Consider the following 23,987-nt stretch of genomic DNA (forward strand, 5'->3'; position numbering starts at 1 on the left):
GCTGGTCACCGGGGCCTTTCGCGTTCCATGTCGCTCGTGGGGTCGGGCGGGTGGAGTCCTCGTCCCTTCGAGGACGTCACGAGGTGGGACGGTGGCGCGGGCGGTCGCTCCGATCCGGGGTCGCGCCGGAGAGGACACCTCTCCTGCCCTCCGCGGGTAGGGCGCCCACCGAGATTCGGCTGGTCGCGGATCGGTCGCTTTCAGGGCACGCGGAGGTAACGCGAGCTCTTCGTCTCTCGATGGGGGCGTGCACGGGGTGCGCTCCGTCGAGCCCTCGGGGAGGGGGATTCCTCCTCTGTTGTGGAGGATCGCGCGGGGGTGAGTCGTCCCTCTCGGGTGGACAGGAGTGGGTGTGTCCGCTTCGTCAGATGACATATGTCCTGTCGGGGATCCAGGCCTTTGCGCGTGTTGCGTAAAGAGATATGAAATTCCCTTTAATTGGCCGGAGCAAAAGGAATCCTTGCGGCAAATTGGACAAATGACTTTGCGGGTTTCGGCATTGACAAAAACTGTAGGCCGGTTGATGATTACCCCAGTCCACCGCGACACAGGTGCAAGAAGCTCCTGCGTCTTTTTCTGTCCTACCTCGTAACTGATTCTCGGGGGAAACATGATCAAGAAGATGGCTGCTGCTGGCCTGGTCGCCGGTGCCGCGATGGGCGCGCTCCTCATGGGAGCCCCCGCTCACGCCCACGGTTCGCACGGTGGTGACCAGCAGTTCAACCAGAACCTCCAGCTGGTTCCGATCCAGTCCTGCAACCTGGAGGCCAGTGTCGGTCTGATCGCGGTCAACATCCCGATCCTGTCGCCGCAGACCACCGGCGACTGCGTGAACGGCCCCGTCGGCACCAACATCAGCTAGTTCCGGCAAACCGTCCGACAGAGACAATATCTCACGTTCTTTCGAAGGGTAATTCAATGCTGCGTAAGCTCGGCGTTGCCGGCCTCGTCGCTGGTGCCGCATTCGGCGTCGTCCTCTCCGGTTCCCCGGCCTTCGCCCACGGTTCCCACGGCGGCGACCAGCAGTACAACCAGAACTTGCAGGCCATTCCCGTTTCGCTGTGCAACACGGAGGCCGTCGTCGGCCTGGTCGCGGTCAACCTCCCGATCCTGTCGCCGCAGACCACCGGCGACTGCGTCAACGGCCCCGTCAGCACCAACATCGACTAGGAGATTTCGACATGCTGCGTAAGTTCACCGCCGCCACCGCCATCGCCGGGATCGCTCTGGGCGCCGCCCTGGCCGCCACGCCCGCCTCCGCCCACGGTTCCCACGGTGGGGACCAGCAGTACAACCAGAACCTCCAGCTGGTTCCGGTGCAGCTGTGCAACACCGAACTGGTCGTGGGGCTCCTGGCCGGCGTGAACGCGCCGATCCTGTCGCCGCAGACCACCGGCGACTGCATCAACGGCCCCGTCAGCACCAACATCGACTAGGGGTCTCCATGCTGCGCACGTTCGCGGCGGCCACCGCCCTCGCGGGTGTGGCGATGGGCGCGCTCCTCATGGGAGCCCCCGCTCACGCTCACGGCTCGCACGGTGGTGACCAGCAGTTCAACCAGAACCTCCAGCTGGTTCCGGTGCAGATCTGCAACGCCGAGTTGTCCATCGGAGTGGGAGCGGTCAACGTGCCGATCCTGTCGCCACAGACGACCGGTGACTGCGTCAACGGTCCGGTGTCCACCAACGTCGATCACCACAAGGGCGAGGACGACGGCAACGGTTACTGATCCCCTCCATGCGGCGGAGCCCTCGGTTCCGCGGTGACGGAGGAGTACGTGGTGAGTCGAGGCCCCCCGGCAGCCTGTCGGGGGGCCTCGACATGTCGGAGGCCGGGGAAGGCGACGCCCGCCACGGACATGAGGGTGTCAGGGCATGGGTAGTCGGATCCGGGGTCCGTGCACGGGGGTGCGGACCCACAGGACCCGGGAAGAGCTCCCTCGGGGGCCGAAAGAGGAGGAGAGAGACCGGATGAGGCGCATGATCCTGAGCGGAGCGGTACTGCTGCTGGCGGTCACCGCCTGTGGTCAGCAGGAGACCGAGCCGGACATGCCCGAGGGCGAGACGGAGCAGAGCCCGGGGGAGCAGTCGGCACCGACCGCTCCGGAGGGGAACGAGGGCCCCACCGGTGAGGGCGGCTCCGGTGAGAGCGCCGAGGGTGCGCACGTCTTCAACCACCACGGTGACGAGAACGGCTTCGAGGACCAGCGTCCGACCGAGTACGTCGCCACCGAGTTCACCACCTTCTCCGACATGGAGTGGGACGAGTGGTCGGACCAGGTCGCGCGAGGAGAGGGCGAGATCCTGGGAACGTGGTGCATGGACCAGGGGTGCCAGGACGACCCCTACGACGTCGAGGTCGAACTGAGCGACCCGGTGGAGGTCGACGGCACCACGTACTTCTCCACCTACACGATCACCGAGTACGACGACGACATGTCCGAGGAGGTGCGCGGGGCGCTGGAGGAGGCCGACGGCGGGCGCCTGGCGGTCCCGTCCGCGGAGTGACCCCGAGGGCGAACGACGCCCGAGAGCGGGCGGAGTGAGGTTCGCCTCCGTCACGGCCTCGCAGAATCCCGTCAAAGTTCCCAAAAGTGGCATCGTGCCTGGTCAGAAAGGGTGCTGTGGAGGCCCCATCGGGGCCGGGCAGTACCGAAACGGGCGTGGCGCGCCCCGGAGGTCTCTACTCTGCTGAGTTGTGGGACTCAACCAGTGGATGGACATTCGCGCGGACGACGGACACGGCACCGGAGGGCGACCGGTGCCGCGGCACGGCCGTGCGGCCCTGCTGCGCCTGGCCACGTGGTTCGAGGAGGCCGATGCCGAACGGGCCGAGGCCCTCGCCGAGGCCGCCTACGCCCTGCGCCCCTCCCTGCACCTGGAGGGGCGCGTGGACGAGAGCGTCGCCGCCACCACCAGCTGGTGGCAGGCCGATCCCGACCGCAGCACCGTCGTCGAGCCCCTCGGCGTCCGACCGCCCGAACCGGTGCGCGACCACCGAGCCCAACGAGCGCGCCTGCGCGACGCCGCGGAATCCTCCGCCCATTGGCGCCGCGCCGGTGCCGCACAGATCCGGGCACTGCTCACCGAGCCCACCGGCGATCACGCCCGCCTGGAGCTGTCCGGAGCAGGAATGGAGGTCCTCATGGAACTCCTCACCGCGGCGCTCGGCTCCGGTGACGCCAGCCGCAGGCCCACCTCGGCCGGTGACCTGGAGTTCGCCCTGCGCCTGCACGTCCTCTCCGCCCCCGGAGCCGAGGTGACCGTCTGCGGCGAGGGTGGTGAACTCACCCTGGAGGGCGTGCGCCTGTGCGTCACCCCCTACGAGCAGCACACCGTCGAAGAGGACGTCCCGGAAATGACCTCCCGGAGAACGGACCCCCCCGCCCTCCCCGGCGAGGACCGGAGGGAGGCCGAGCCCCCCGTCGAAGAGGGCGAAGTCCCCTCCCCGACGGGGACGCCCGACCAGGAGACCCCCGTCGACGAGACACGGGAACCCGACGCCGGCCGAGACGCACCCCCCTCCCCGGCCTCCGAGGAGCCCGGGACCTCGGAAGGCCCTGTCGCGGACCCCGAACCCACGGGTAACCTCACTGCACCGACCTCGGACGCCGACACGGACCCGACCGACCTGTCCTCCGACCGGACCTGGACCCGACCGTGGGAGTGATGGAGACGGACATCTACAGCGAGGACGCCGCCCTCCTCGGTGAACGGCAGGCCGCGGCCCGGACCCTTCTGGCCGTCCCCCTGCTCACCGCACGCACCCATCCCGCCGAGTTCCTCCTCGTCCGCGCGCACGAGGAGTGGCTCGTCCAGCGGTTCCAGCGTGTGCTCGGCTACCGGCTGGACGTCGCCGACGACCACGCACGCCTGATCAAACGCGGCCTCACCCCACGGAGCACGCGACACTTCGCACGCACGACCGGAGTCGCCTTCACACCGCGCACGCACACCTACCTCGCCCTGACACTGGCGGTCCTGGTCGAGGAGCACGGAACCCTCACCCTTCGGCGACTGGCCGACCAGGTGCACTCGGCCGCACGCGAGGCCGGGATCGACGCCGATCCCGCACGCGGCCTCGGCGAGCGCCGTGCCTTCTGCGCCGCCCTGCTCCGCCTGTGCGAACTCGGCGCGCTGAGCGAGACGTCGGGCTCCATCACCGACCACCAGGTCGATCCCGCGGCCGACCCGCACCTGTTCGTGCACACCCAGACCATCCGCTCCGTCGCGGCCCACCTGCCTCGGGGCGATGACGACGTGGACTCCTTCCTCGCCGCCTCCCACGACCCCGACCCCGACGGCGATCAGCAGGGAGAGATCGCTCTGCGCCGACTCCTGGCCGAGAACGCCGTCGTCTACCGTGAGCGGCTCTCCGACCGCCAACGCGACCGCCTCGCCGCCCACCAGTGGCGGGCCGCCGCCGCCTTGGGCAACCTGCTCGGCTGCGACACCGAGGTCCGAGCCGAGGGCGTCGCCCTGGTGATGCCCGACGAGGCCGGAGCCGGCCCCCGCTTCCCCGTGGACGACCCCGTGGGCCACGTGGCCCTGGCCCTCGTCAGACGCCTCTCCGGTCGCCTGAACCCCGGTAGACCCACCACCTCGGTCCCTGTTACGGACGAGGAGCTGGACAGCGCCCTGGAGGCCCTCGGTGGCGAGGACGCCCCCGTCCGGGCAGAGTGGAGCCGTACCGCCGGCCCCGAGGTCCCCGACCCCGCGCGGCTCCGTGAACGGGTGAAGGCCCTGCTGTCGGACTTCGGGATGCTGGACGGAGGCCCCGGGGAATGGCGGCTCACCGCGGCCGCGGCCCGTTACGGCGCCGAAGTGGACGAGCGCGTCCCTCTGATCCAGGACAATGACCAACACAGCCGGACCCACCCCGACCCCGCACGGGTCTCCGGTGACGACCCGGAGCCCGAGGCTCCCGCCGACCCCCGCCGTGATCTGAGTCGGGTGGCGTCCGTGCTGCAAGCGGTGGCGAACGAGAAGGTGAGCGCGACCAGTGGTGACACAGGAGACCAGCCAGGCCCCGGGGGCGGAGACGACGGCGGTTCCGACTGAACCCGCCGCCCCCGGTCCTTCCCCTTCCCGTGACGTGCCCCGCTACCGACTCGAACGCGCGGGTATCCGCAACGTCTGGCAGTACGACGACCACGTCATGGAGTTCGCGGAGGGGCGGCTGCTGCTGCGGGGCCGCAACGGCGCGGGCAAGTCCAAGGCACTGGAGATGTTGCTCCCCTTCCTGCTGGACGGGGACGTGCGTCGACTCGACACCACCGGGACCAACCGGACCAGTCTGCGCTGGCTGATGGCCGAGGGTCCCCGCGCCGTCGACTCCCCTCCGACGGAGGAGACCGGCCCCGACCTCCTCGGCGGCCCGGAGGAGTCCGAGGACGCGACCCCCGAGGACACGGCCGAAGAGGAGCAGACCGCCACCGGCCCCTCCACCCGCCTGGGCTATCTCTGGGTGGAGTTCACCACCGACCGGGGCGACCGCGGGCTCGACGCGGTGCTCCGGAGCGGCACGGGACCCCAGAGCGCCTCGGCCCTGCTCTCGAGGACCGGGGCCGACAGCGCCTCCGCGCTGCTGGCGGCCAGGGCCGCGGCGGCGGAGACGAAGGACGACGCCGCCGAGGAGGAGCCCCGCGACCACGACGCTCCACCCCGCCACATGACGCTCGGCGCGGCCGTCATGGCGGTCGGCGACTCCGACCCCCGCTGTGTGTTCTTCGTCACCGACCGCAGGGTCGGGCACGACCTTCGACTGGTCACCGACGGCCGCCCCAAGCCCGTCGACCGCCTCCGTTCGGAGATCGGCGCGGACAACTGCTTCACCAGCGCCGTCGCCTACCGGGCCCGGGTCATGCGCGACCTGTTCGGCATCGACGACTCCGTCCGCTACCGCAACCTCGTCCACCTGCTCTACAGGCTGCGTCGTCCCACCATCGGCGACCGCCTGGAGGCCGGAGAACTCGTCGGGGTCCTGTCCGAGGCGCTTCCGCCCATGGACGAATCCGTCCTGGACGAGGTCGCCCGCAACATCGCCGACCTGGAACAGGCACGCGCGGACAAGGACGCCCTCGTACGGATCGGGGCGGGCGTCACCGCCTTCCTGGAGGACTACCGGGGCTACCTGGTGCACGGACTGCGCGCACGCGTGGCCCGGGTGCGCGAGCAGATCGACGCCGCCGTGACCCGGACGGAGGAGACCGAACACCTGCGCGCCGAACTCGACCGCCTCATCACGGCCGAGAGCCACTCCTGCGAGGAACGGGACCAGGTCCGCCGTACGCGCGACACCGCCCGGGCCGATGACGGCACCCTCTCCTCCGCCCAGAACGGCGCCGCCACGGCCACGGCCAACGAACGTCGGGCCTACGACGCCGCCGTGGGCGCCTACATCCGTGCGGCCGAGGCCGCCTGGGTCGCCGCGGAACACGCCGAGCGGGTGGAGGGGCACGCCGTCGAACGGCTCGGCGAGGACACCCAGGTCATCGAACGGGCGTTGGAGGCGCTGCGCCAGACCCACGCCGAAGCCTCACGCGCCGCCGTCGCGGCGGGGATCGACCCCTCCGTCCTGGGCGCCGTCCCCGACCCGGTCCTCACCGTCCACGCCCCGCGCGAGAGCACCACACGGGTCGACCTCCAAGGACTGGAGCAGGCGGTCGAGCGCGAACCCGTGGAGGGCATCGACCTGGACGGGTTGCGCGAACACCTCGGACGTCTCCACGATCGGCTCACCGGCGCCGCCGGCCGCGCCGCCGACCGCGCCGACCTGGTCACCAGGCTGATGGGGCTCACCTCCGCCGAGGCCGAGACCGACCGTCGCCTGATCGCCCTGACCAGCGAGGCCGAATGCGCCGACGCCGTCCTCGAACAGGCCCACGCACGCGAACAGAACGCCATCGACGGCGTGCGCGACCAGAGCGCGGCCTACGCCGAGGGGGTCCGGGACTGGGCCGCGCGGCTGCGGGACTCCAGCCACGCGCACGCGCTGGGCGAGGCCATCCACGAACTGGAGGGCAGCGTCGAACTGCCCATCAACGACTCCCTGCGCGTGCTGGGACCGGACGTGCCCTCCACCGTCGCGCGTCTGGCGCACGCGGCGGTGGACCCCCTACTGGAGGAACTGCGCGCACGGCGTGACGTGGCGGTGAGCGAGGAGGGACAACTCTCCGGCGAACTCGCCGAACTGGCGGACCGCAAGGCCAAGAACGCCGAACACGCCCCCGAGCGCCCCGGCTGGGCCACCCACCCCAGGCCGGAGGGCGACGGCGTCCCCCTGTACCTGGCGGTGGACTTCGCCGAGGGGGTCGGCCCTCGGGAACAGGCGGGACTGGAGGCCGCCCTGGAGGCGAGCGGCCTGCTGGCGGGCTGGGTACGCGCCGACGGCTCCCTGCACGACCCCACGACACGGGACCTGCTGGTCTCCCCCGTGCCGGTTCCGGCGCTGTCCCGTCCGGTCCGGGAACGCACACTGCTCGACGTGCTCGTGCCGGTGGCCGACCTGTCGTCCGTTCCCGGCGCCTCGGTGAGCCAGGAGAGTCTGCGGGCCCTGTTGTCCTCCATCGCCCTGGAGTCCGAACCCGAGACCGAGGTGGGCCCGCGCCGTGGCGGACAGGGCCCGGGCGAGGCCGAGCCCCGACACCGCCGTGACAACCAGACCACGGTCGCCCTGTCCAGCTCCATGTCACTGACCGGGAGCTGGCGACTGGGAGTGGCCTCCGGAGCCCACGACAAGAGCGAGCCCGAGTACATCGGAGAGGCCGCCCGTAAACGGGCCCGCGACCGCGTGGCCGCCAACATCGACCGGCGCATGGCGATCGCGGAGGCCCTGCTCGCGGAGGCGGGGGAACGCCGCTGGGCCGTGGAGCACTCCTACGCCGAACTCCTGGAGGTCTCCCGGGACCTCCCCGACCCCGCCCCGCTGATCCAGGCCTGGGCCGAGCTGGAGGTGGCCAGGAAGGACCTGGCCTCCGCCCGCCGCGCACACGACGTGGCGCGAAGGAGCGCCGAGGCCTGCCGGGCCGAACTGCTCGACATCAGGACCGAGCTGCGCTCCTTCGCCGCCGTGGGAGAGACCGGCGAGACGCGGGCCCCCACACCCGAACAGGACCTGCCCACCACACGGATCGGACTCGACAGCGCGCTGCGGGCCCTGGACCACCTGCGCGTGCTCATCGCCTCCGCGCTGCGCGACCTGGACGCCCTGGCATGGGAACTGGCCGACCACGAACGCCACGTCGACACCTGGCGCGCGGTACGGGCCGATCGGGTGCTGGCGGAGGACGCACGCGCCGCGGCCATCGACGACATGATCACCGTGCGCCGCCAGATCGAACTCGGCGACCGCGCGCGCGGGGTACCCCCGGAACAGCTCGACACCGCACGCGACCAGGTGAGGGCCAGGGCGAAGGAGGCCGCGGAACGGTTGCCCGAACTCGAACGGAACGCCCAGCGGGCCCGTGACGAACGGGTCAGGGCGGAGGCACGCCTGGTCGTGGCCACCAGGGAGCGGGCCGAGCAGGTCCGACGCGCGCTCGCGGTGGGGGAGGAGCTGGTCTCGGCGATCAGCGTCGAGGGCACGGACTCCTCCGACGTCCCCGACGGTGTGCTGCTGCGGGCCGCCGGGCTCCAGGACTGCGCCGAGGACGGCGGCCCCTTGGCCGCCCACCTCGCCCTCGACGACGAGGCGACCTCCCCCCGGCCGGACACACGCCTGGACTCCCTGCGGGCGCTCGTGGAGCGACTGGAGACCGGTCTGGCCGCACAGAAGGACATCGCCGAGATCGACGACAGCGCCATCCTGCACAGCCGAGAGGAGCTCGACCGCCTGCTCTCCTCGGTGGGCTGGGCCCAGATCCGCACCGAACTGAGCGAACCCCGCGGCGTCAAGCGTCTCACCGTCCACGACGAGGACGGCGCCCATGACGTCACCGCCTACGCGGAACGGGTCGCCGTGGCCGTGACCGGAGCGGAGGAGGCCGTCGCGGTGGCCGAGGAGGAGGCCTTCGAACGGCACCTGCTGGGCGAACTGGCCGGTCACCTGGCACGCCAGATCGACGAGGCCCGGGCGCTCATCGCGGCCATGAACGACGTCCTCAAGGACGTCACCACCTCGGCCGGACTCGGCGTGCGCCTGGACTGGAGCCTGGCCTCCGACGCGGGCGCGGACGTGGAGGCGGTCGTACCGCTCCTGGCCACCCCCGCCGAGAAGCGCAGTCGGGTGCAGACCACCCGGCTCAGGGACGCGCTGCGTCGCTGCATCGAGGCGATCCGCCGCCTGGACCCGACCGCCACGGGCGGCGCGCAGCTGCGCGCCGCGTTGGACTACCGGTCCTGGTTCACGTTCACCGTGTACGTGACCGACGCCACGGGCAGTGAGCGACGTCTGGGACACCGCACGGCGCTCAGCCAAGGCGAACAACGGGTGGTGGCCTACCTGGTGCTGTTCGCGGCGGCCGCCGCGCACTTCGACTCCCTGGCCGTCCGCACGCCGTGGGCGCCCAGGCTGATCCTGCTCGACGACGCCTTCGCCAAGGTCGACGAGCCCACGCACGGACGCCTGCTGGGTCTGTTGGTGGAGCTGGACCTGGACTTCGTCCTGACCTCGGAGCGGGTGTGGGGCTGCTTCGCCAGCGTGCCCAGCCTGAACATCTACGAATGCCTCAGGGACCCGAACGTGCCCGGCATCGCGACCCTGCACTTCACCTGGGACGGGAGCAGGAGGCGCCTCGTCGGTGTCTAGCCGAACGCGAACGCTTAATCTGCTGGTGCGGGAATGACACGGGAACGGGGTGGCGAAGGTGACTCGGGTACCCGAGACGTTCGAGGGTGGGACGGCGCTCCTGGACGCGCTGGCGCGCTCCGGGCTGCCCCGAGAGGTCCGTTCCTGGATCACCGCGGCCCTGTGGGGCGAGGACGCGCTCACGGCCCGGCTGAACGGCGAGCACATCCCCGAACCGGAGACCGAACCGGTGGTCACGGGGAACATCCGACGGTCCTACCTGACGCGGATCAGCGTTCAGGGCTTTCGCGGCATCGGCCGTCCCGCCGAGCTCGACTTCAGGCCCGGCCCCGGTCTCACGGTGATCGTCGGACGCAACGGCTCGGGCAAGTCGAGCTTCGCCGAGGCGGCCGAGGCGGCCCTCACCGGTCGCAATCCCCGGTGGGACGCCATGCCCACCGGATGGCACGACGGCTGGCGCAACCTCCACTACGACGAGCGCACCGAGGCGAGCGTGGACATCCACATCGCCGGGGACGAGGGCCCCACCCGGATCAGTCGGAGATGGACGGGCGAGAGCGTCCGCTCCGCGCGCGGCGAGGTCGTCCGTCCCAACGGCGAGGTCTCCCCGCTGCGGACCCTGGAGTGGGGTGAGAACCTCGTCCGCTACCGACCCTTCCTGTCCTACGACGAACTCGGGCGCACGGTGAGCGGGCGTTCCGCCGAGCTGTACGACACCCTGACCACGCTGCTGGGGCTCAGTGGTCTGGCGGAGGCCGAACGCCGCCTGGCCAAGGTGTGCGACGGGCTCGCCAGACGGCGTGACCGGCCCTCGCGGGAGTTGCGCCGCCTGCTCGACGAACTGCGGGAGTCCGACGACCCACGCGCCCACCAGGCCGTCCAGCTGCTGACGGCCTCCTACTTCGACATGGACGCCCTGCGCAGGATCGCCGCCGACGACGGGCCCCGCGACCCCGAACAGCACGTGGTCCTGCGCCGTCTGCGGCGGCTGGCGGTCCCCGAGCGGGCCCTGATCGCCGACGTGGTCAACGAACTGCGGGGCGCGGCCATGGAGCTGGCCATGGCCGCCGGAAGCAAGGGGGACCACGCGCACGGGGTGGTCCGGCTCCTGGAACAGGCGCTCGAACACCACCAGCGGCATCCCACGGACACCACCTGCCCCACGTGCTCCGCGCCCCTGGGAGCCGACTGGGTGCGTCGGGCCAACTCCCAACTGCGGGCACTGCGTCCGCAGGCGGCCGTCGTCGCGGCGGCCTACGAACGCGCCGAGGCGGCGCGGGACCAGGCCCGCTTCCTGCTGTCCCCCGCACCGAGTTGGCTGCCCCCCGAGAGCGACCTGGGTCAGGTGTGGGCGCTGTGGGAGTCCGGAGCCGACATCACCGACCTGGGGGAGTTGGCGGACCACGTCGAGGGTGTCGGGCGTAGGCTGCGGGCCGCGGCGGTGAGCGCCCGTCGAGAGGCCAGTGAGCGGCTGGAGGACCCCACCGGTGGGTGGGCGGAGCTGGCCGAGCGGCTCTCGGGCTGGCTGGACGACGCCCAGGACGCCCTCGCGGCGCGGGACACGCTCGTCGGCGCCGAGGCCGCCCTGAACTGGTTGACGGAGCAGGCGGGGATCCTGCGCGCGGAGCGTCTCGGCCCGGTCGCCGCCCAGGCGGAGCAGGTGTGGTACCGCTTGCGCCAGGAACGTTACATCGACCTCCAGGGCATGCGGCTGATCGGCCGGGGCGCCCGCCGCAGGGTGGAGGTGGAGGTGGCGGTCGACGGCGTCGAGGACCAGACCAGTGCGCCCGGACTGCTGAGTCAGGGGGAGTTCCAGGCCCTGGCCCTGTCCATCTGCCTGCCTCGGACCCTGCTGGAGGGCAACCCCTTCGGGTTCCTGGTCCTGGACGATCCGGTCCAGGCGATGGACACCGAGACGGTGGAGGGGCTGGCCGCGGTGCTGGCGGAGGTGGGCGGCCACCGACAGGTGATCGTGTTCACGCACGACACCCGCCTGTCCGACGCCCTGCGCACGCTGGGGCTGCCGGCCGACATCCGCACGATCAACCGGGACGCCATGTCCAACGTGTGGATCTCCGAGGGAGCGGCGTGAGTCACATCGAAATCGCGAAAAGGGCCTGTGAGCAGGGATTCCTCGCTCTGGTGGCGGGGCGGCGGCATTCGATTTGGCAGAGCACCCCCCATCCGCTGTATAGTCATCACCAGCGCAAGGGGGCAAGCCCCCGGGACAGGCGGAAGCAGGTCCGAGCAGCGCGCCCCTTTAGCTCAGTCGGCAGAGCGTCTCCATGGTAAGGAGAAGGTCTACGGTTCGATTCCGTAAAGGGGCTCCACCACTTGACGGGGTCTGGTCCACTCAGGTGGGTGGTCGGTGGAGGATCCGTCGGCCGGAACCGGGTCCGCCCCCATGCGGGGTAGGGTCTCGTTGATCGGGGCGGGGTAGCTCAGTCGGTAGAGCAAGCGGCTCATAATCGCTGTGTCGTCGGTTCAAGTCCGGCCCCCGCTACCACACCGCTGGCCCCTGGGATCTCCTCTCAGGGGTCGTCGCGGGCGTTTAGTACTGTTCCCAGCGAGAAAGGCACTCCGACGTGGCTGCCACCGATGTGAGGCCGAAGATCACCCTGGCCTGCCAGGAGTGCAAGCACCGTAACTACATCACCCGTAAGAACCGTCGGAACACCCCCGACCGTCTCACGATCAAGAAGTTCTGCCCGAACTGCCGCAAGCACAACGAGCACCGCGAGACCCGCTAGTCACTGACGAGCACCCCGCGAGTGCGATCGTCTCCGAGCGTGACAGCGTCGGCCACTCTCTTGGGGGCTGCGGCTCGTGGACTTCCAGCCCGGTGAGCGATCCGCTCGCCGGGCTGTTCGCGTGTTCCGGGCCCTTCACGACAGGAGACAGCGTGGCGATCAACCCTGACTACCTCGGCCGGGAGTATCCCGCGCCGGAGGCCTATGAGGTGACCCGGGGCAAGATCCGGGAGTTCGCCGAGGCGATCAACGACACCGACCCCGTCTACCTGGATCCGGCGGCGGCCCGGGCCGCGGGACACCCCGACGTGATCGCGCCGCCGACCTTCCCCGTGATCCTCGGCATGGCGGGCTCGGCCCAGGCCATCGGCGACCCCGACCTCGGGGTGGACTTCTCCCGGGTCGTGCACGGTGACCAGCGCTTCAGCCACAGCCGGCCGTTGTACGCGGGCGACCTTCTCAGCAGTACCACGCGTATCACGGGTATCCGATCCCTCGGCGGCAACGACCTGCTCACCCTGGAGACCGTGGCCGACGACGCGGACGGAGAACACGTGGTCACCGCCACGATGATGCTCGTGGTGCGAGGAGGAGACGAATGAGCAGGCTGCGTCACGCCGACGTGGAGGTCGGCACCGAGCTGCCCGAGCGGACCTTCCCGGTCCGACGACTGGACCTGGTCCGTTACGCGGGAGCCTCGGGCGACTTCAACCCGATCCACTGGAACGAGCGCTTCGCCAAGTCGGTGGGCCTTCCCGACGTGATCGCCCACGGCATGTTCACCATGGCCCAGGCCGCTCGGCTGCTCACCGACTGGGCGGGCGACCCCGGCTGCGTCGTCGACTACTCGGTGCGTTTCTCCGCGCCCGTGGTCGTCCCCGACGATGACGAGGGCGCCCAGATCACCGTCGGCGGCAAGGTCAAGGCCAAGAACGACGACGGCACCGTCAACGTGCTGCTGACCGCCCGTTCCGGCGGGGCCAAGGTCCTGTCGCAGTCCAAGGCCGTCGTACGCCTGGCGAGGTAGACCGTGACCACACTCTCCGAATACACCACCCTGCGTCTGGGCGGCCCCGCCGACTCCTTCCGCACGGCCTCCACCACCGAGGAACTGATCGCCGCCGTGACCGCGGCGGACGCGGCCGAGGAGCCCGTCCTGATCCTGGGCGGCGGCAGTAACCTCGTGGTCTCCGACGCCGGCTTCCCCGGCACCGTGGTCCTGGTGGACTCCGGAACGGTCGACTTCGAGGAGGCCGGTGTCGACGAGACCGGCGAGTCGGTGGTGCTGGTGCGCGCCGACGCCGGTGTGGAGTGGGATCCCCTCGTGGAGCGGATGGTGGCCGAAGGCCTCAGCGGTGTGGAGTTCCTGTCCGGCATCCCCGGTCGGGTCGGTTCCACCCCCATCCAGAACGTGGGCGCCTACGGACAGGACGTCGCCCAGACCATCCGCGAGGTACTCGTCCACGACCGGCGTACCGGCCGGCGGCGGCGCATGACCAACGCCGAATGCGGTTTCACCTACCGTGACAGCGTCTTCAAGGGCGACGACCGCTACGTGGTGTGCGAGGTGACCTTCGCCCTGCACCGCTCCAAGCTCAGTCGTCCGATCGCCTACGCGGAGGTGGCTCGCAGCCTGGAGAGCGAGGCGGGCGCCCGGGTACCGCTGGAGCTGGCCAGGCAGACCGTTCTCGGGCTGCGCAGGGGCAAGGGCATGGTGCTGGACCCCGACGACCCGGACACCTACAGCGCCGGATCGTTCTTCACCAATCCCGTGGTCACCGTCGAGGAGTTCGCCACCGTGCGCGAGCGCGCCGCGGCGCGTCTGGGCGCCGACGTGGAGGTCCCGGGGCACCCCGACGGTGAGGGGCGGATCAAGTTGTCCGCCGCCTGGCTGATCGACCGGGCCGGCTTCGCCAAGGGGTACGGAAGCGGGCGTGCCCGCATCTCCGGCAAGCACACCCTGGCACTGACCAACCCCGGTGGGGCCACCACCGAGGAACTGTTGGAACTGGCCCGCGAGGTGCGAGCCGGGGTCCGCGCGGCCTTCGGAGTCGACCTGGTCAACGAGCCGGTGATGGTCGGCGTCTCACTCTGAGTCCTCGTTCCTTTTTGCGCCGCGCCCAATTTATGAGTTGGGCGCGGCGAACTTGTTTTTCCGGGTCGCCTGTTAAACTAATTCGACAAAACAATGAATTGCCTTTCCGTGCGGCCTTTCGTAGAGTCGGAGAGGTCGAGGGGGAGTAGTCCCAATACGTGTGATCGACATTCCGGCCGACCTCCGGCCCGGTCGCACGAGCCCTACCAGGCGCGAGTCCTGTTCCGGGCGGACGAGACCTTTGACCCGGGAAAGACCGGGTTGAAGTGGCGTCCGCCGCCTTCTTCCGCCCAGTGCGCCGGACGGAAGGGAAAACGTGTCGGGTTTCTTCTCTGGCTTGGTGTTCAGTGCCCTCGCCATTTTCATCGCCGAAATGGGAGACAAGACCCAACTCGTGGCGATGTCCCTGGCCACGCGTTACCGGGCTCTCACCGTCATCCTCGGCATCACCGTGGCCACCGCCGTCGTGCACGCCGCGAGCGTGCTGGTGGCCGGCATGCTCGGCGCCGCGCTGCCCACCGACTGGCTCACCCTGGCCGCGGGCGCCGCCTTCCTGTTCTTCGGCCTGTGGACCCTGCGCGGCGACGAGATGAGCGCCAGGGACGAGGAGCGCACCGCCTCCCGGCGTATCCGCTCGGCCTTCGTGACCGTCTGCGTCATCTTCTTCGTGGCGGAACTGGGCGACAAGACGATGCTCGCCACCATCACCGTGGGCACCCAGTACCACTGGTTGCCCGTGTGGATCGGTTCCACCGTCGGCATGGTCGCCGCCGACGCCATCGCCATCGCCCTGGGCTCGGTCCTGGGCAAGAAGCTGCCCGAGCGCGCCATCCGGATCGGCGCGGCGACCCTGTTCTTCGTCGCGGGCGCCGCCATGCTCGGCCAAGGCGCCTGGATGCTCCTGGGATAGGCGGCCGAGCCGAAGGGCGGGGCGGGCACGACCGCCCCGCCGCCCGAAGGTCAGTCGGGCCGCTCGTCCGCGGGGGTGGCGAGCCAGGTGTCCACATCCGCCAAAAGCTCCTTCTTCAGGGAATCGGGCGCGCCCGAGGCACGGATCGACATCCGTGCCAGTTCGGCCAGCTCCGGGTCGGAGAAACCGAACACCTCCCTGGCGATCCGGTACTGCTCCACCAGGCGGGGGCCGAACAACAGCGGGTCGTCGGTTCCCAGCGCGATGGGGACCCCGGCGGCGAAGAGCCTGCGCAACGGCAGGTGATCCAGCTCGTCGTAGACGCCCAGGGCCACGTTGGAGGTGGGGCAGATCTCCAGGGTCACGCCCTGGGTGGCGATGCGCTCCACCAGGTGGGGGTCCTCGATCGCGCGAACGCCGTGCCCCACCCGGTCGGCCTGTAGTTCGTCCAGGCACTCGCGCACGCTGCGCGGTCCCTGGAGTTCGCCACCGTGGGGCGCCGACAGCAGGCCCGCCCGGCGGGCGATCCGGAAGGCCCCCTCGAACTCCCGGGCGCGGCCTCGCCGTTCGTCGTTGTTGAGCCCGAAGGACACCACGCCCCGGCCCGCGTACTGGCGGGCCAACCGGGCCAGGGCCTTGGCGTCCAGAGGATGTCTGGTGCGGTTGGCGGCCACCATCAGCCCGATGGACGTACCGGTCTCGCGTTCGGCGACGCGGGCGGCGTCCAGGATCAGTTCCAGTGTGGCCGTGAGCCCGTCGAACCGCGAGGCGTAGCCGCTGGGGTCGACCTGGATCTCCAGCCACGAGGAGCCGGCCGCGCGCTCGTCCTCGGCGGCTTCGCGCAGCAGCCGGTACATGTCCTCGGGCCTGCGCAGCACCGAACGGGCGATGTCGTAGAGGCGCTGGAAGCGGAACCAGCCACGCTCGTCGGTGGCACGGAGCCTGGGTGGCCAGTCCTCCACCAGGGCCTGGGGGAGGTGGACCCCGTTCTCTCGGGCCAGCTCCACCAGGGTGGAGTGGCGCATCGACCCCGTGAAATGCAGGTGCAGATGGGCTTTGGGCAGCCGGTCCAACCGGCGGTCGCTGGTCGGTGTCTCCATGACGTAAGACTGCCGTATGCGAGACACCGGTGGTGCCAGGTCGGTGGACTCGGCCCCCGATCCCGGGACGCGGACGCGCCCCGGTGCGGGTCAGGGCACCGGGGCGCGTCCGGCCGGGGAGGCGCGGTCTACCGGGCCTCGGCGAGCAGTTTCTGGATGCGGCTCACGCCCTCGGCGAGGTCCTCGTCGCCGAGCGCGTAGGACAGCCGCAGGTATCCGGGGGTCCCGAAGGCCTCGCCGGGCACCACGGCGACCTCGGCCTGTTCGAGGATGAGCTCGGCCAGCTCGGTGGAGGTCTGCGGGGTACGGCCGCGGATCTCCTTGCCCAGCACTCCCTTGACGGACGGGTAGGCGTAGAAGGCACCCTGCGGTTCGGGGCAGACCACGCCGTCGATCTCGTTGAGCATGCGCACGATGGTCCGACGGCGGCGGTCGAAGGCCTCGCGCATCGTCGCCACGGCCTCCAGATCGCCGGAGAGCGCGGCCAGGGCCGCGGCCTGCGAGACGTTGGCGACGTTGGAGGTGGCGTGCGACTGTAGGTTGCCCGCGGCCTTGACGATGTCCTTGGGGCCGATGATCCACCCCACACGCCAGCCGGTCATGGCGTAGGTCTTGGCCACACCGTTGACGATGACGGTGCGGTCGGCGATCTCGGGCACCTCCACCGGCAGCGACGCGAACTCGGCGTCCCCGTAGACGAGGTGTTCGTAGATCTCGTCGGTCAGCACCCACAGGCCGCGCTCGGCGGCCCACCGGCCGATGTCGCGGACCTGCTCACGCGGGTACACGGCACCGGTGGGGTTGGAGGGGGAGACGAACACCAGCACCTTGGTGCGTTCGCTGCGCGCCTCCTCGAGCTGCTCCACGGAGGCCAGGTAACCGGTGCTCTCGTCGGTGACGACGAAGACCGGGACACCGCCCGCGAGCTTGATGGACTCGGGATAGGTGGTCCAGTACGGAGCGATGACGATGACCTCGTCGCCCGGGTCGAGCATGGCCGCGAAAGCCTCGTAGATGGCCTGCTTGCCGCCGTTGGTCACCAGGACCTGGGAGGGCTCCACCTCGTACCCGGAGTCACGCCGGGTCTTGTCGACGATGGCCTGCTTCAGCTCGGGTAGTCCGGAGGCCGGCGTGTAGCGGTGGAAACGGGGCTCACGGGCGGCCTCGACGGCGGCTTCGACGATGTAGTCGGGCGTCGGGAAGTCGGGCTCCCCCGCGCCGAAGCCGATGACGGGACGGCCCTCCGCCTTCATGGCCTTGGCCTTGGCGTCCACGGCGAGCGTGGCGGACTCGGAGATGGCGCTGATGCGTGCAGAGACACGGGGTCGATCAGTCATGTGTCCATGTTGTCATGCGTGTTCGGGGCGGGGGCGCGCGGGAAGCCACGGTGGGTGGGGTGTCAGGAGGTCCCGCTCCCCTCCGCGACGGCGCGTGGTTTGGTTCGGCGCCCCGGAGCGCGTAGAATCCTCGATGCCGACCGTTCGTGTCCTATGTGTTACCTACCGTACGGTGTGCGTAGCGCGTCCGGACCGGATATGGTGGAAGAGCAGTTCCGCTGAGGGCAGTGGCTCAATTGGCAGAGCACCGGTCTCCAAAACCGGCGGTTGGGGGTTCGAGTCCCTCCTGCCCTGCACGTTCGCCCGCGTGGCGCGGTGGTCCACCACCGTGCCACGCGGGCATAGGAACTACGGGGACGATCCATAGCCCGCGACCCTAAGGACCCCAGGTGACTCAGACTGACGCCGACGCCAAGCCCGACAAGGAGCCCAAGCGTCGTACCGGTCCGGTGACGTTCACCAAGCAGGTCGTCGGTGAACTGCGCAAGGTTCGCTGGCCCACGCGCCGCGAGCTGGTGACCTACACCATCGTGGTCCTCGTCTTCGTGTTGATCGTCCTGGGCTACGTCTCCCTTCTCGACTGGGGCTTCGGCGAGGCCGTCACCTGGCTGTACGGCACCTTCGGCACCCCGCAGGGCGTCTGACGGTCCTTTCCGCCACGCGTCCGGGCGAGTCGGACGCGGTCCTCCTCGTCCGCGCGTTGGTCCCGGCCCACACGGAGAGACCGTAAGCTGGCATGACTGGGTACGACGCACGGCGCTGTCTCGCGTGCGTCGCCCGGCAGAGCGATTCCGACGAGAGAAAGAGCAGCCGTGTCCGAGTCCCCACTGACCTCTGACGACTTCCCCGAAGAGGAGCCGGATCAGGCGTCGGCGGAAGAGGCCGGCCTGGCGGGCGAGCTGACGGAGGACGCGGCCGAAGAGGCCGACACCGACAGCCCGGAGCTGACCGGTGAAGCCGACGAGGGTGAAACCGACGAGGAAGAGGCTCCCCGCCCGGATCCCGTCGAGGAGTTCAAGAACGAACTGATGCTGCTGCCCGGCGAGTGGTACGTCGTGCACACCTACGCGGGTTACGAGAAGCGGGTCAAGGCCAACGTCGAGAGCCGTACCCAGTCCCTCAACATGGAGGAGTACATCTTCCAGGTCGAGGTACCCGAGCACGAGGTCACCGAGGTCAAGAGCGGCAAGCGTCAGCAGGTCACCGAGAAGGTCCTGCCCGGCTACGTGCTCGTACGCATGGACCTGACCGACGAGTCCTGGGCCGCGATCCGCAACACCCCGGGCGTCACCGGTTTCGTGGGCCTGTCCAACAAGCCCGCTCCCCTGAGCCTGTTCGAGGTGGCCAAACTGCTCGCGCCCGAGCCGGAGAAGGAGCCGGAGCAGGCGCAGCAGGCCAAGGCGGGCGTGGAGGGAGAGACCCGCGTCGACGTGGCCTACGAGATCGGCGAGTCCGTCACGGTCATGGAGGGTCCGTTCGCGACCCTTCCCGCGACGGTCAGCGAGATCAGCCCGGACACCCAGAAACTCAAGGTGCTGGTGTCGATCTTCGGTCGTGAGACCCCGGTCGAGCTGTCGTTCAACCAGGTCGCCAAGATCTAGGACGACTCCACGGATCCGTGCACGACCCCGGGGAACTGCTGAGGCACCCCCGTGGGCACCATAGACTTGGTGGGTCCGCCACGTGGCGGACCCACTCGCGTGTCCCGCTCCGTCGGGACACGCCCCGACCCGCCCGGCCCCGGCGGGTCGGAGCCCAGCGTCGGTGACGCGTGGGATCACGCCTCCCCGGCAGCGGCGTCCCGGCCCCATGGCCGTGCGACTCCGTAAGGGAGGCAGGGGCCACCACACAACGCAGATTCAGGCGAAGGACCCGACATGCCTCCGAAGAAGAAACTGGCCGCACTCGTCAAGGTGCAGCTCCCCGCAGGTCAGGCCACTCCGGCGCCGCCGGTCGGTACCGCTCTCGGTCCGCACGGCGTCAACATCATGGACTTCTGCAAGCAGTACAACGCTGCCACGGAGTCCCAGCGCGGCAACGTCATCCCCGTAGAGATCTCCATCTACGAGGACCGTTCCTTCAGCTTCGTCACCAAGACGCCTCCGGCTCCCAAGCTGATCCTGAAGGCCGCCGGGGTGGACAAGGCCGCGACCGACCCGGGCCGCAGCTCGGTCGGTTCCATCACCGCCGAGCAGATCCGTGAGATCGCGCAGACCAAGCTGCCCGACCTCAACACCGACGACATCGAGGCCGCCACCAAGATCGTCGCCGGCACCGCCCGCTCGATGGGCATCGAGGTCAAGTAGGCCGTACGGTGACGCCGGTCCACACGGGGCCGGGTGACCAGGACGCTCGGCGTCCACGAACCACAGTGGCAGGGCCAAGCGCTGGCCCGGTGACCACATGTTCCTGAGGAGAACAGCGTGAAGCGCAGCAAGAACTACCGCAAAGCCAACCAGCTGGTGGACCGCGAGAGGCTCCACAGCCCCGCCGAGGCCGTGAAGCTCGCCAAGGAGACCTCCAGCGTCAAGTTCGACGCGACCGTCGAGGTCGCCCTGCGTCTGGGCGTCGACCCCCGCAAGGCCGACCAGATGGTCCGTGGCACCGTGAACCTGCCGCACGGCACCGGTAAGACCGCTCGGGTCCTGGTCTTCGCGACCGGTGAGCGTGCCGAGCAGGCCCGTGCCGCCGGCGCCGACCTCATCGGCGACGACGAGATGATCGAGAAGGTCTCCAAGGGCTTCACGGACTTCGACGCCGTCGTGGCCACCCCCGACCTCATGGGCAAGGTCGGTCGCCTCGGCCGTGTCCTGGGTCCGCGTGGCCTGATGCCCAACCCCAAGACCGGCACCGTCACGCCCGACGTGGCCAAGGCCGTCTCCGACATCAAGGGCGGCAAGATCGAGTTCCGCGTGGACCGTCACGGGAACCTGCACTTCATCATCGGCAAGGCGTCCTTCGGCGAGCAGCAGCTCCTGGAGAACTACCAGGCCGCGATGGACGAGGTGAACCGCCTCAAGCCGTCCGCCGCCAAGGGACGCTACGTCAAGAAGGGCGTGGTCAGCACGTCCATGGGACCGAGCATCCCGCTCGAGGTCTGAGTTCGTCCGCACACGGGGAACGGCCCCCGACGTCCCTCCAGGGACGTCGGGGGCCGTTCCGTGTACGGGGAGCTCCTACAGGTCGGTGATCTCGTCCTCACCGGGGATCTCGAAGGAGGTCTCGCCGATGGCGGAGAAGACCAGCGAGATGTCCGCCTCGTCGTCGGAGAAGTCCATGCGCATGGGGAAGCCGTTGTCGGCGATCCAGAGGGAGACGTCCACGCTTCCCTCGAGTCCGTCCAGCATCCCGTCCACGGCCCGCTTCTGCTCCGGCGTCAGGTCGTCGATGTCCTCACTGGTCATCGTGCCCTCGACCAGGGTGGTTCCGACACCGCTGACCTCCTCGGTCCCCTTCTCCTCGATCTGGTCGATCGAGGCGAAGGCTCCGGCGATCTCGGGCAGGTCCCGGGTGTCGAACATCTCGTCGGGGGCCATCCCGTCGGCATCGTCCACGCCGCGCGCCCACGGGGTGTCCACCTCGTAGAGCCCGTTGTGGTTGGACACCAGGGACTCGCCCTCCGTCGGGACGATGAAGATGCTGGTGCTCAGCTCCTCGGCCGTCAGGTCGGGGTTCCCCCCGCCCAGCTGGGCGAGCTCAAGGAGCATCTCCCCCATGAACGGCATGACCATGGTGATCTGGGCGACCTCGGGGTCGTCCATGACCTCGTAGGTCATGGTCACGTCGAGCTCCCCCAAGTCGGGGTCGGGCATGGCCATGCTGATGTCGAGCGTGTAGTTGTCGACGTCTTTGGTGTTGTCCCCGAGGCTGGAGAGCAGCTCGAGGATGCCGCCGCCGCTGCTCTCCTTCGGCTCTTCGGCCGCTTCACCGGCGGGCTCCTTCTCGGGAGCGTCGCCGCCGCAGGCGGTGAGGGACAGGGCCAGGGCGCCGGCGGCGAACAGGGCCGGCATACGGGTCTTCACGAAGAACTTCGCTTTCTCGCTTCGGGGGACGGGCACTCCTGGAGGGAGTCCCGAGTGGAACATGTTGCCATGGCACTCGGACGTTCCGAGTCGATCGGGGCGGCCGTTATCGCGTTGTTCGCCGTTCCGTACGATTCCGCGGCCCTGCTCCACGTGAGAGCGATCACCCCTCCCTCCCGCTGGAAGTGGACGAGCACCCTCGCCCGTGCAGTACGATGGGTTTCTGCCGAAGACCGCTGGTCGTCACCCGAAGGGGTGAACCTAAGGCCCGTCCGCGATGGGCGCCCGCGCAGGTGTCACAGAAGCTTCCCGTTCCGGACGCACGTCGTGCGTCCAGCAGAACGTGGTCGTGCCCCGTGCGCCTGGCGTCCGGGGCCTTTTTCGTGTCGACGCCCATCACACGGGCCCTGTGGGAACCGACCAGCGTCTCCTCTCCGGCCGGTACCGGTGGTCCACCGGGATCCGGGGCCTTCGGGCCCGAACGCCTGTGGAGGCGGAGTGAGTCCCTCCCGGCTCGGCCCGGGGCGGCTTCCGGCGACGAAGCAGGAACTCCTCCCCACCGGGGGCGGAGACCCCGCCTTCGGGCGGGGGACACAGACAATGTTGGAAGGAGTCCCATGGCGAGGCCGGACAAGGCAGCCGCGGTCGCCGAGATCGCGGAGGAGTTCCGCGGCTCTAACGGCGCCGTGCTGACCGAATACCGGGGGCTCAGCGTCGCGCAGATCACAGAACTGCGACGCAGCCTCGGCCAGACCGCGCGTTTTCGCATCGTCAAGAACACGCTGACCAAGATCGCGGCCACCGAGGCCGGGATCGACGAGCAGGTCAAGGACCTGCTGGAGGGCCCCTCCGCGATCGCCTTCATCCACGGCGACGTGGTGGAGGCCGCCAAGGGTCTGCGTGACTTCGCGAAGGCGAACTCGCCCCTGGTGATCAAGGGCGGCGTCATCGACGGCAGGTCGATGAGCGCCGAGGACGTCACCAAGCTGGCCGATCTGGAGTCCCGCGAGGTTCTCCTGGCGAAGCTGGCCGGTGCGCTCAAGGCCAAGCAGGGCCAGGCCGCCGCCGTCTTCCAGGCGCTGCCCTCCAAGACCGTGCGCCTGGCGCAGGCCCTGGCGGACAAGCGTTCCCAGGAAGCCGCCTGACCACACCCGACCCCGACGGGCGCCGCCGCGCCCGTCCACCGGCTCGCACGTGAAGCCGACAGGCGCGCGTGTCCGTAGAGAAAGAGAGATCGCATCATGGCGAAGCTCAGCAACGATGACCTGCTTGCCGCGTTCGAGGAGATGACCCTTCTCGAGCTCTCCGAGTTCGTGAAGCTCTTCGAGGAGAAGTTCGACGTCACCGCCGCCGCTCCGGCCGCCGTGGCCGTCGCCGCCCCCGGTCAGGGTGGCGGAGAGGGCGCCGCGGAGGAGGAGAAGGACGAGTTCGACGTCGTCCTCGAGGCCGCCGGCGACAAGAAGATCCAGGTCATCAAGGAGGTCCGCGGTCTCACCAGCCTGGGCCTGAAGGAAGCCAAGGACCTGGTCGACAGCGCTCCCAAGCCGCTGCTGGAGGGCGTGAACAAGGAGACGGCCGAGAAGGCCAAGGCCGCCCTGGAGGGCGCCGGCGCCACCGTCACCCTCAAGTAGTCCCGCTCGGCCCCTCACGGGGCCGTCGGTCCGTACCGCGCGGCCGTTCCTCCCCGGGGAGGAACGGCCGCGTTCGTCTTCCCGGGGACCTTCCGGGGGCTTTGCTTCGCTATCCTGATACGCGGTCCGGCCGCGACCGGACCGGTGTCCCTCCACGCCGCCGTGCGGTCCGTGGGACGCCCCGGCCACTTGCGGGACCGTCGCCGTGTCCGCCACCGCCGTCGCCTCCGTGTGTGCGAGGCTGGGCGGGGCCCGGCGAGGGGGTGCGTGTGCGGATCGTCCCCCGGACGCGATATCGTCCCGTGCCGGGGAATCCCGGTGGGGCCCGAGGAAGTGTTTACCCGTCCACGGCGGGGGAATCCTTGGGATGTCCGTCGGCTCCACCCCCGGGCCAG

General features: G+C 69.9%; 23 protein-coding genes and 3 tRNA genes. 23 read left to right on the plus strand and 3 right to left on the minus strand.

Annotated elements, in window-relative coordinates:
• The first annotated feature begins 610 nt into the window (after positions 1–610).
• The 16 genes from PFX91_RS13285 to PFX91_RS13360 all read left to right on the plus strand — a co-directional run bounded on the left by PFX91_RS13285 (position 611) and on the right by PFX91_RS13360 (position 15,502).
• The gene (locus PFX91_RS13285; RefSeq protein WP_285731816.1) at positions 611–862 is read left to right on the plus strand and encodes a hypothetical protein; all 252 of its coding nucleotides are present in this window, start codon (positions 611–613) and stop codon (positions 860–862) included.
• Positions 863–918: 56 nt separating this feature from the next.
• On the plus strand, positions 919–1,170 hold the full coding sequence (locus PFX91_RS13290; RefSeq protein ID WP_285731817.1) for a hypothetical protein: 252 nt from the start codon (positions 919–921) through the stop codon (positions 1,168–1,170).
• 11 nt (positions 1,171–1,181) lie between these two features.
• Positions 1,182–1,436 (plus strand): hypothetical protein, encoded by a 255-nt coding sequence (locus PFX91_RS13295; RefSeq protein WP_285731818.1) that lies wholly within the window; start codon positions 1,182–1,184, stop codon positions 1,434–1,436.
• Positions 1,437–1,444: 8 nt separating this feature from the next.
• Positions 1,445–1,729 (plus strand): hypothetical protein, encoded by a 285-nt coding sequence (locus PFX91_RS13300; RefSeq protein WP_285731819.1) that lies wholly within the window; start codon positions 1,445–1,447, stop codon positions 1,727–1,729.
• A gap of 241 nt (positions 1,730–1,970) precedes the next feature.
• A complete protein-coding gene (locus PFX91_RS13305) occupies positions 1,971–2,507 on the plus strand; it encodes a hypothetical protein (protein WP_285731820.1) in 537 nt (178 codons plus the stop codon).
• Positions 2,508–2,697: 190 nt separating this feature from the next.
• Entirely contained in the window at positions 2,698–3,669 is a 972-nt protein-coding gene (locus tag PFX91_RS13310; RefSeq protein ID WP_285731821.1) for a DUF2397 family protein, read from the plus strand.
• The gene (locus tag PFX91_RS13315) at positions 3,669–5,060 is read left to right on the plus strand and encodes a TIGR02678 family protein (RefSeq protein WP_285731822.1); all 1,392 of its coding nucleotides are present in this window, start codon (positions 3,669–3,671) and stop codon (positions 5,058–5,060) included. Before PFX91_RS13310 ends, PFX91_RS13315 begins: the two co-directional genes overlap by 1 nt.
• The gene (locus PFX91_RS13320; protein WP_285731823.1) at positions 5,002–9,747 is read left to right on the plus strand and encodes an SbcC/MukB-like Walker B domain-containing protein; all 4,746 of its coding nucleotides are present in this window, start codon (positions 5,002–5,004) and stop codon (positions 9,745–9,747) included. The genes PFX91_RS13315 and PFX91_RS13320 overlap by 59 nt, the downstream gene beginning before the upstream one ends.
• Before the next feature lie 58 nt (positions 9,748–9,805).
• Positions 9,806–11,839, plus strand: a complete 2,034-nt coding sequence (locus PFX91_RS13325) for an AAA family ATPase (protein ID WP_285731863.1) — start codon at positions 9,806–9,808, stop codon at positions 11,837–11,839.
• 162 nt (positions 11,840–12,001) lie between these two features.
• Positions 12,002–12,077, plus strand: a tRNA-Thr gene (locus tag PFX91_RS13330).
• 100 nt (positions 12,078–12,177) lie between these two features.
• Positions 12,178–12,253 (plus strand) — tRNA-Met (locus tag PFX91_RS13335).
• A 79-nt stretch (positions 12,254–12,332) separates the two neighbouring features.
• A complete protein-coding gene (rpmG, locus tag PFX91_RS13340; RefSeq protein ID WP_285731824.1) occupies positions 12,333–12,497 on the plus strand; it encodes a 50S ribosomal protein L33 in 165 nt (54 codons plus the stop codon).
• A gap of 152 nt (positions 12,498–12,649) precedes the next feature.
• A complete protein-coding gene (locus PFX91_RS13345; RefSeq protein ID WP_285731825.1) occupies positions 12,650–13,099 on the plus strand; it encodes a MaoC family dehydratase N-terminal domain-containing protein in 450 nt (149 codons plus the stop codon).
• On the plus strand, positions 13,096–13,524 hold the full coding sequence (locus PFX91_RS13350) for a MaoC family dehydratase (protein ID WP_285731826.1): 429 nt from the start codon (positions 13,096–13,098) through the stop codon (positions 13,522–13,524). Before PFX91_RS13345 ends, PFX91_RS13350 begins: the two co-directional genes overlap by 4 nt.
• Before the next feature lie 3 nt (positions 13,525–13,527).
• Positions 13,528–14,592, plus strand: coding sequence for a UDP-N-acetylmuramate dehydrogenase (locus PFX91_RS13355; RefSeq protein WP_285731827.1), 1,065 nt, complete (start codon positions 13,528–13,530; stop codon positions 14,590–14,592).
• A gap of 316 nt (positions 14,593–14,908) precedes the next feature.
• Positions 14,909–15,502 (plus strand): TMEM165/GDT1 family protein, encoded by a 594-nt coding sequence (locus tag PFX91_RS13360; RefSeq protein WP_285731828.1) that lies wholly within the window; start codon positions 14,909–14,911, stop codon positions 15,500–15,502.
• A 50-nt stretch (positions 15,503–15,552) separates the two neighbouring features.
• On the opposite strand, the gene PFX91_RS13365 is transcribed toward PFX91_RS13360, so the two are convergent.
• Together PFX91_RS13365 and PFX91_RS13370 are read right to left on the minus strand one after the other, a co-directional pair.
• Positions 15,553–16,602 carry an adenosine deaminase gene (locus tag PFX91_RS13365; RefSeq protein ID WP_285731829.1) on the minus strand — a complete coding sequence of 350 codons (1,050 nt, stop codon included), beginning with the start codon at positions 16,600–16,602 and terminating at the stop codon, positions 15,553–15,555.
• Positions 16,603–16,730: 128 nt separating this feature from the next.
• A complete protein-coding gene (locus PFX91_RS13370) occupies positions 16,731–17,939 on the minus strand; it encodes a pyridoxal phosphate-dependent aminotransferase (RefSeq protein WP_285731830.1) in 1,209 nt (402 codons plus the stop codon).
• 221 nt (positions 17,940–18,160) lie between these two features.
• Here PFX91_RS13370 and PFX91_RS13375 point away from each other — a divergent pair.
• The 5 genes from PFX91_RS13375 (at position 18,161) to rplA (ending at position 21,040) form a co-directional block, all read left to right on the plus strand.
• Positions 18,161–18,233 (plus strand) — tRNA-Trp (locus PFX91_RS13375).
• 95 nt (positions 18,234–18,328) lie between these two features.
• Positions 18,329–18,583: a preprotein translocase subunit SecE gene (secE, locus tag PFX91_RS13380; RefSeq protein ID WP_285731831.1), complete on the plus strand. Its 255-nt coding sequence runs from the start codon at positions 18,329–18,331 to the stop codon at positions 18,581–18,583.
• A gap of 168 nt (positions 18,584–18,751) precedes the next feature.
• Entirely contained in the window at positions 18,752–19,540 is a 789-nt protein-coding gene (gene nusG / locus PFX91_RS13385) for a transcription termination/antitermination protein NusG (protein WP_285731832.1), read from the plus strand.
• Between the two features lie 276 nt (positions 19,541–19,816).
• The gene (rplK, locus tag PFX91_RS13390; protein WP_285731833.1) at positions 19,817–20,245 is read left to right on the plus strand and encodes a 50S ribosomal protein L11; all 429 of its coding nucleotides are present in this window, start codon (positions 19,817–19,819) and stop codon (positions 20,243–20,245) included.
• Between the two features lie 117 nt (positions 20,246–20,362).
• Positions 20,363–21,040 (plus strand): 50S ribosomal protein L1, encoded by a 678-nt coding sequence (rplA, locus tag PFX91_RS13395; RefSeq protein ID WP_285731834.1) that lies wholly within the window; start codon positions 20,363–20,365, stop codon positions 21,038–21,040.
• Between the two features lie 75 nt (positions 21,041–21,115).
• On the opposite strand, the gene PFX91_RS13400 is transcribed toward rplA, so the two are convergent.
• A complete protein-coding gene (locus PFX91_RS13400) occupies positions 21,116–21,961 on the minus strand; it encodes an SCO4651 family lipoprotein (protein WP_352231671.1) in 846 nt (281 codons plus the stop codon).
• 617 nt (positions 21,962–22,578) lie between these two features.
• Between PFX91_RS13400 and rplJ the strand changes: the two genes are divergently transcribed.
• Together rplJ and rplL are read left to right on the plus strand one after the other, a co-directional pair.
• Complete coding sequence (rplJ, locus tag PFX91_RS13405) at positions 22,579–23,106, plus strand: 50S ribosomal protein L10 (RefSeq protein ID WP_285731835.1); 528 nt, start codon at positions 22,579–22,581, stop codon at positions 23,104–23,106.
• Between the two features lie 96 nt (positions 23,107–23,202).
• Positions 23,203–23,592, plus strand: a complete 390-nt coding sequence (gene rplL, locus PFX91_RS13410) for a 50S ribosomal protein L7/L12 (RefSeq protein WP_285731836.1) — start codon at positions 23,203–23,205, stop codon at positions 23,590–23,592.
• Positions 23,593–23,987 lie beyond the last annotated feature (395 nt).

This window comes from Nocardiopsis sp. ATB16-24, from assembly GCF_030271535.1.
Taxonomy (GTDB): Bacteria; Actinomycetota; Actinomycetes; order Streptosporangiales; family Streptosporangiaceae; genus Nocardiopsis.

What these genes read in the sequence shown, in the direction of transcription:
- PFX91_RS13285 (WP_285731816.1), top strand. Translation starts at nt 611, where the DNA reads ATGATCAAGAAGATGGCTGCTGCTGGCCTGGTCGCCGGTGCCGCGATG.
- PFX91_RS13290 (WP_285731817.1), top strand. Translation starts at nt 919, where the DNA reads ATGCTGCGTAAGCTCGGCGTTGCCGGCCTCGTCGCTGGTGCCGCATTC.
- PFX91_RS13295 (WP_285731818.1), top strand. Translation starts at nt 1,182, where the DNA reads ATGCTGCGTAAGTTCACCGCCGCCACCGCCATCGCCGGGATCGCTCTG.
- PFX91_RS13300 (WP_285731819.1), top strand. Translation starts at nt 1,445, where the DNA reads ATGCTGCGCACGTTCGCGGCGGCCACCGCCCTCGCGGGTGTGGCGATG.
- PFX91_RS13305 (WP_285731820.1), top strand. Translation starts at nt 1,971, where the DNA reads ATGAGGCGCATGATCCTGAGCGGAGCGGTACTGCTGCTGGCGGTCACC.
- PFX91_RS13315 (WP_285731822.1), top strand. Translation starts at nt 3,669, where the DNA reads ATGGAGACGGACATCTACAGCGAGGACGCCGCCCTCCTCGGTGAACGG.
- PFX91_RS13350 (WP_285731826.1), top strand. Translation starts at nt 13,096, where the DNA reads ATGAGCAGGCTGCGTCACGCCGACGTGGAGGTCGGCACCGAGCTGCCC.
- PFX91_RS13365 (WP_285731829.1), bottom strand. Translation starts at nt 16,602, where the DNA reads ATGGAGACACCGACCAGCGACCGCCGGTTGGACCGGCTGCCCAAAGCC.
- PFX91_RS13370 (WP_285731830.1), bottom strand. Translation starts at nt 17,939, where the DNA reads ATGACTGATCGACCCCGTGTCTCTGCACGCATCAGCGCCATCTCCGAG.
- rplK (WP_285731833.1), top strand. Translation starts at nt 19,817, where the DNA reads ATGCCTCCGAAGAAGAAACTGGCCGCACTCGTCAAGGTGCAGCTCCCC.
- rplJ (WP_285731835.1), top strand. Translation starts at nt 22,579, where the DNA reads ATGGCGAGGCCGGACAAGGCAGCCGCGGTCGCCGAGATCGCGGAGGAG.
- rplL (WP_285731836.1), top strand. Translation starts at nt 23,203, where the DNA reads ATGGCGAAGCTCAGCAACGATGACCTGCTTGCCGCGTTCGAGGAGATG.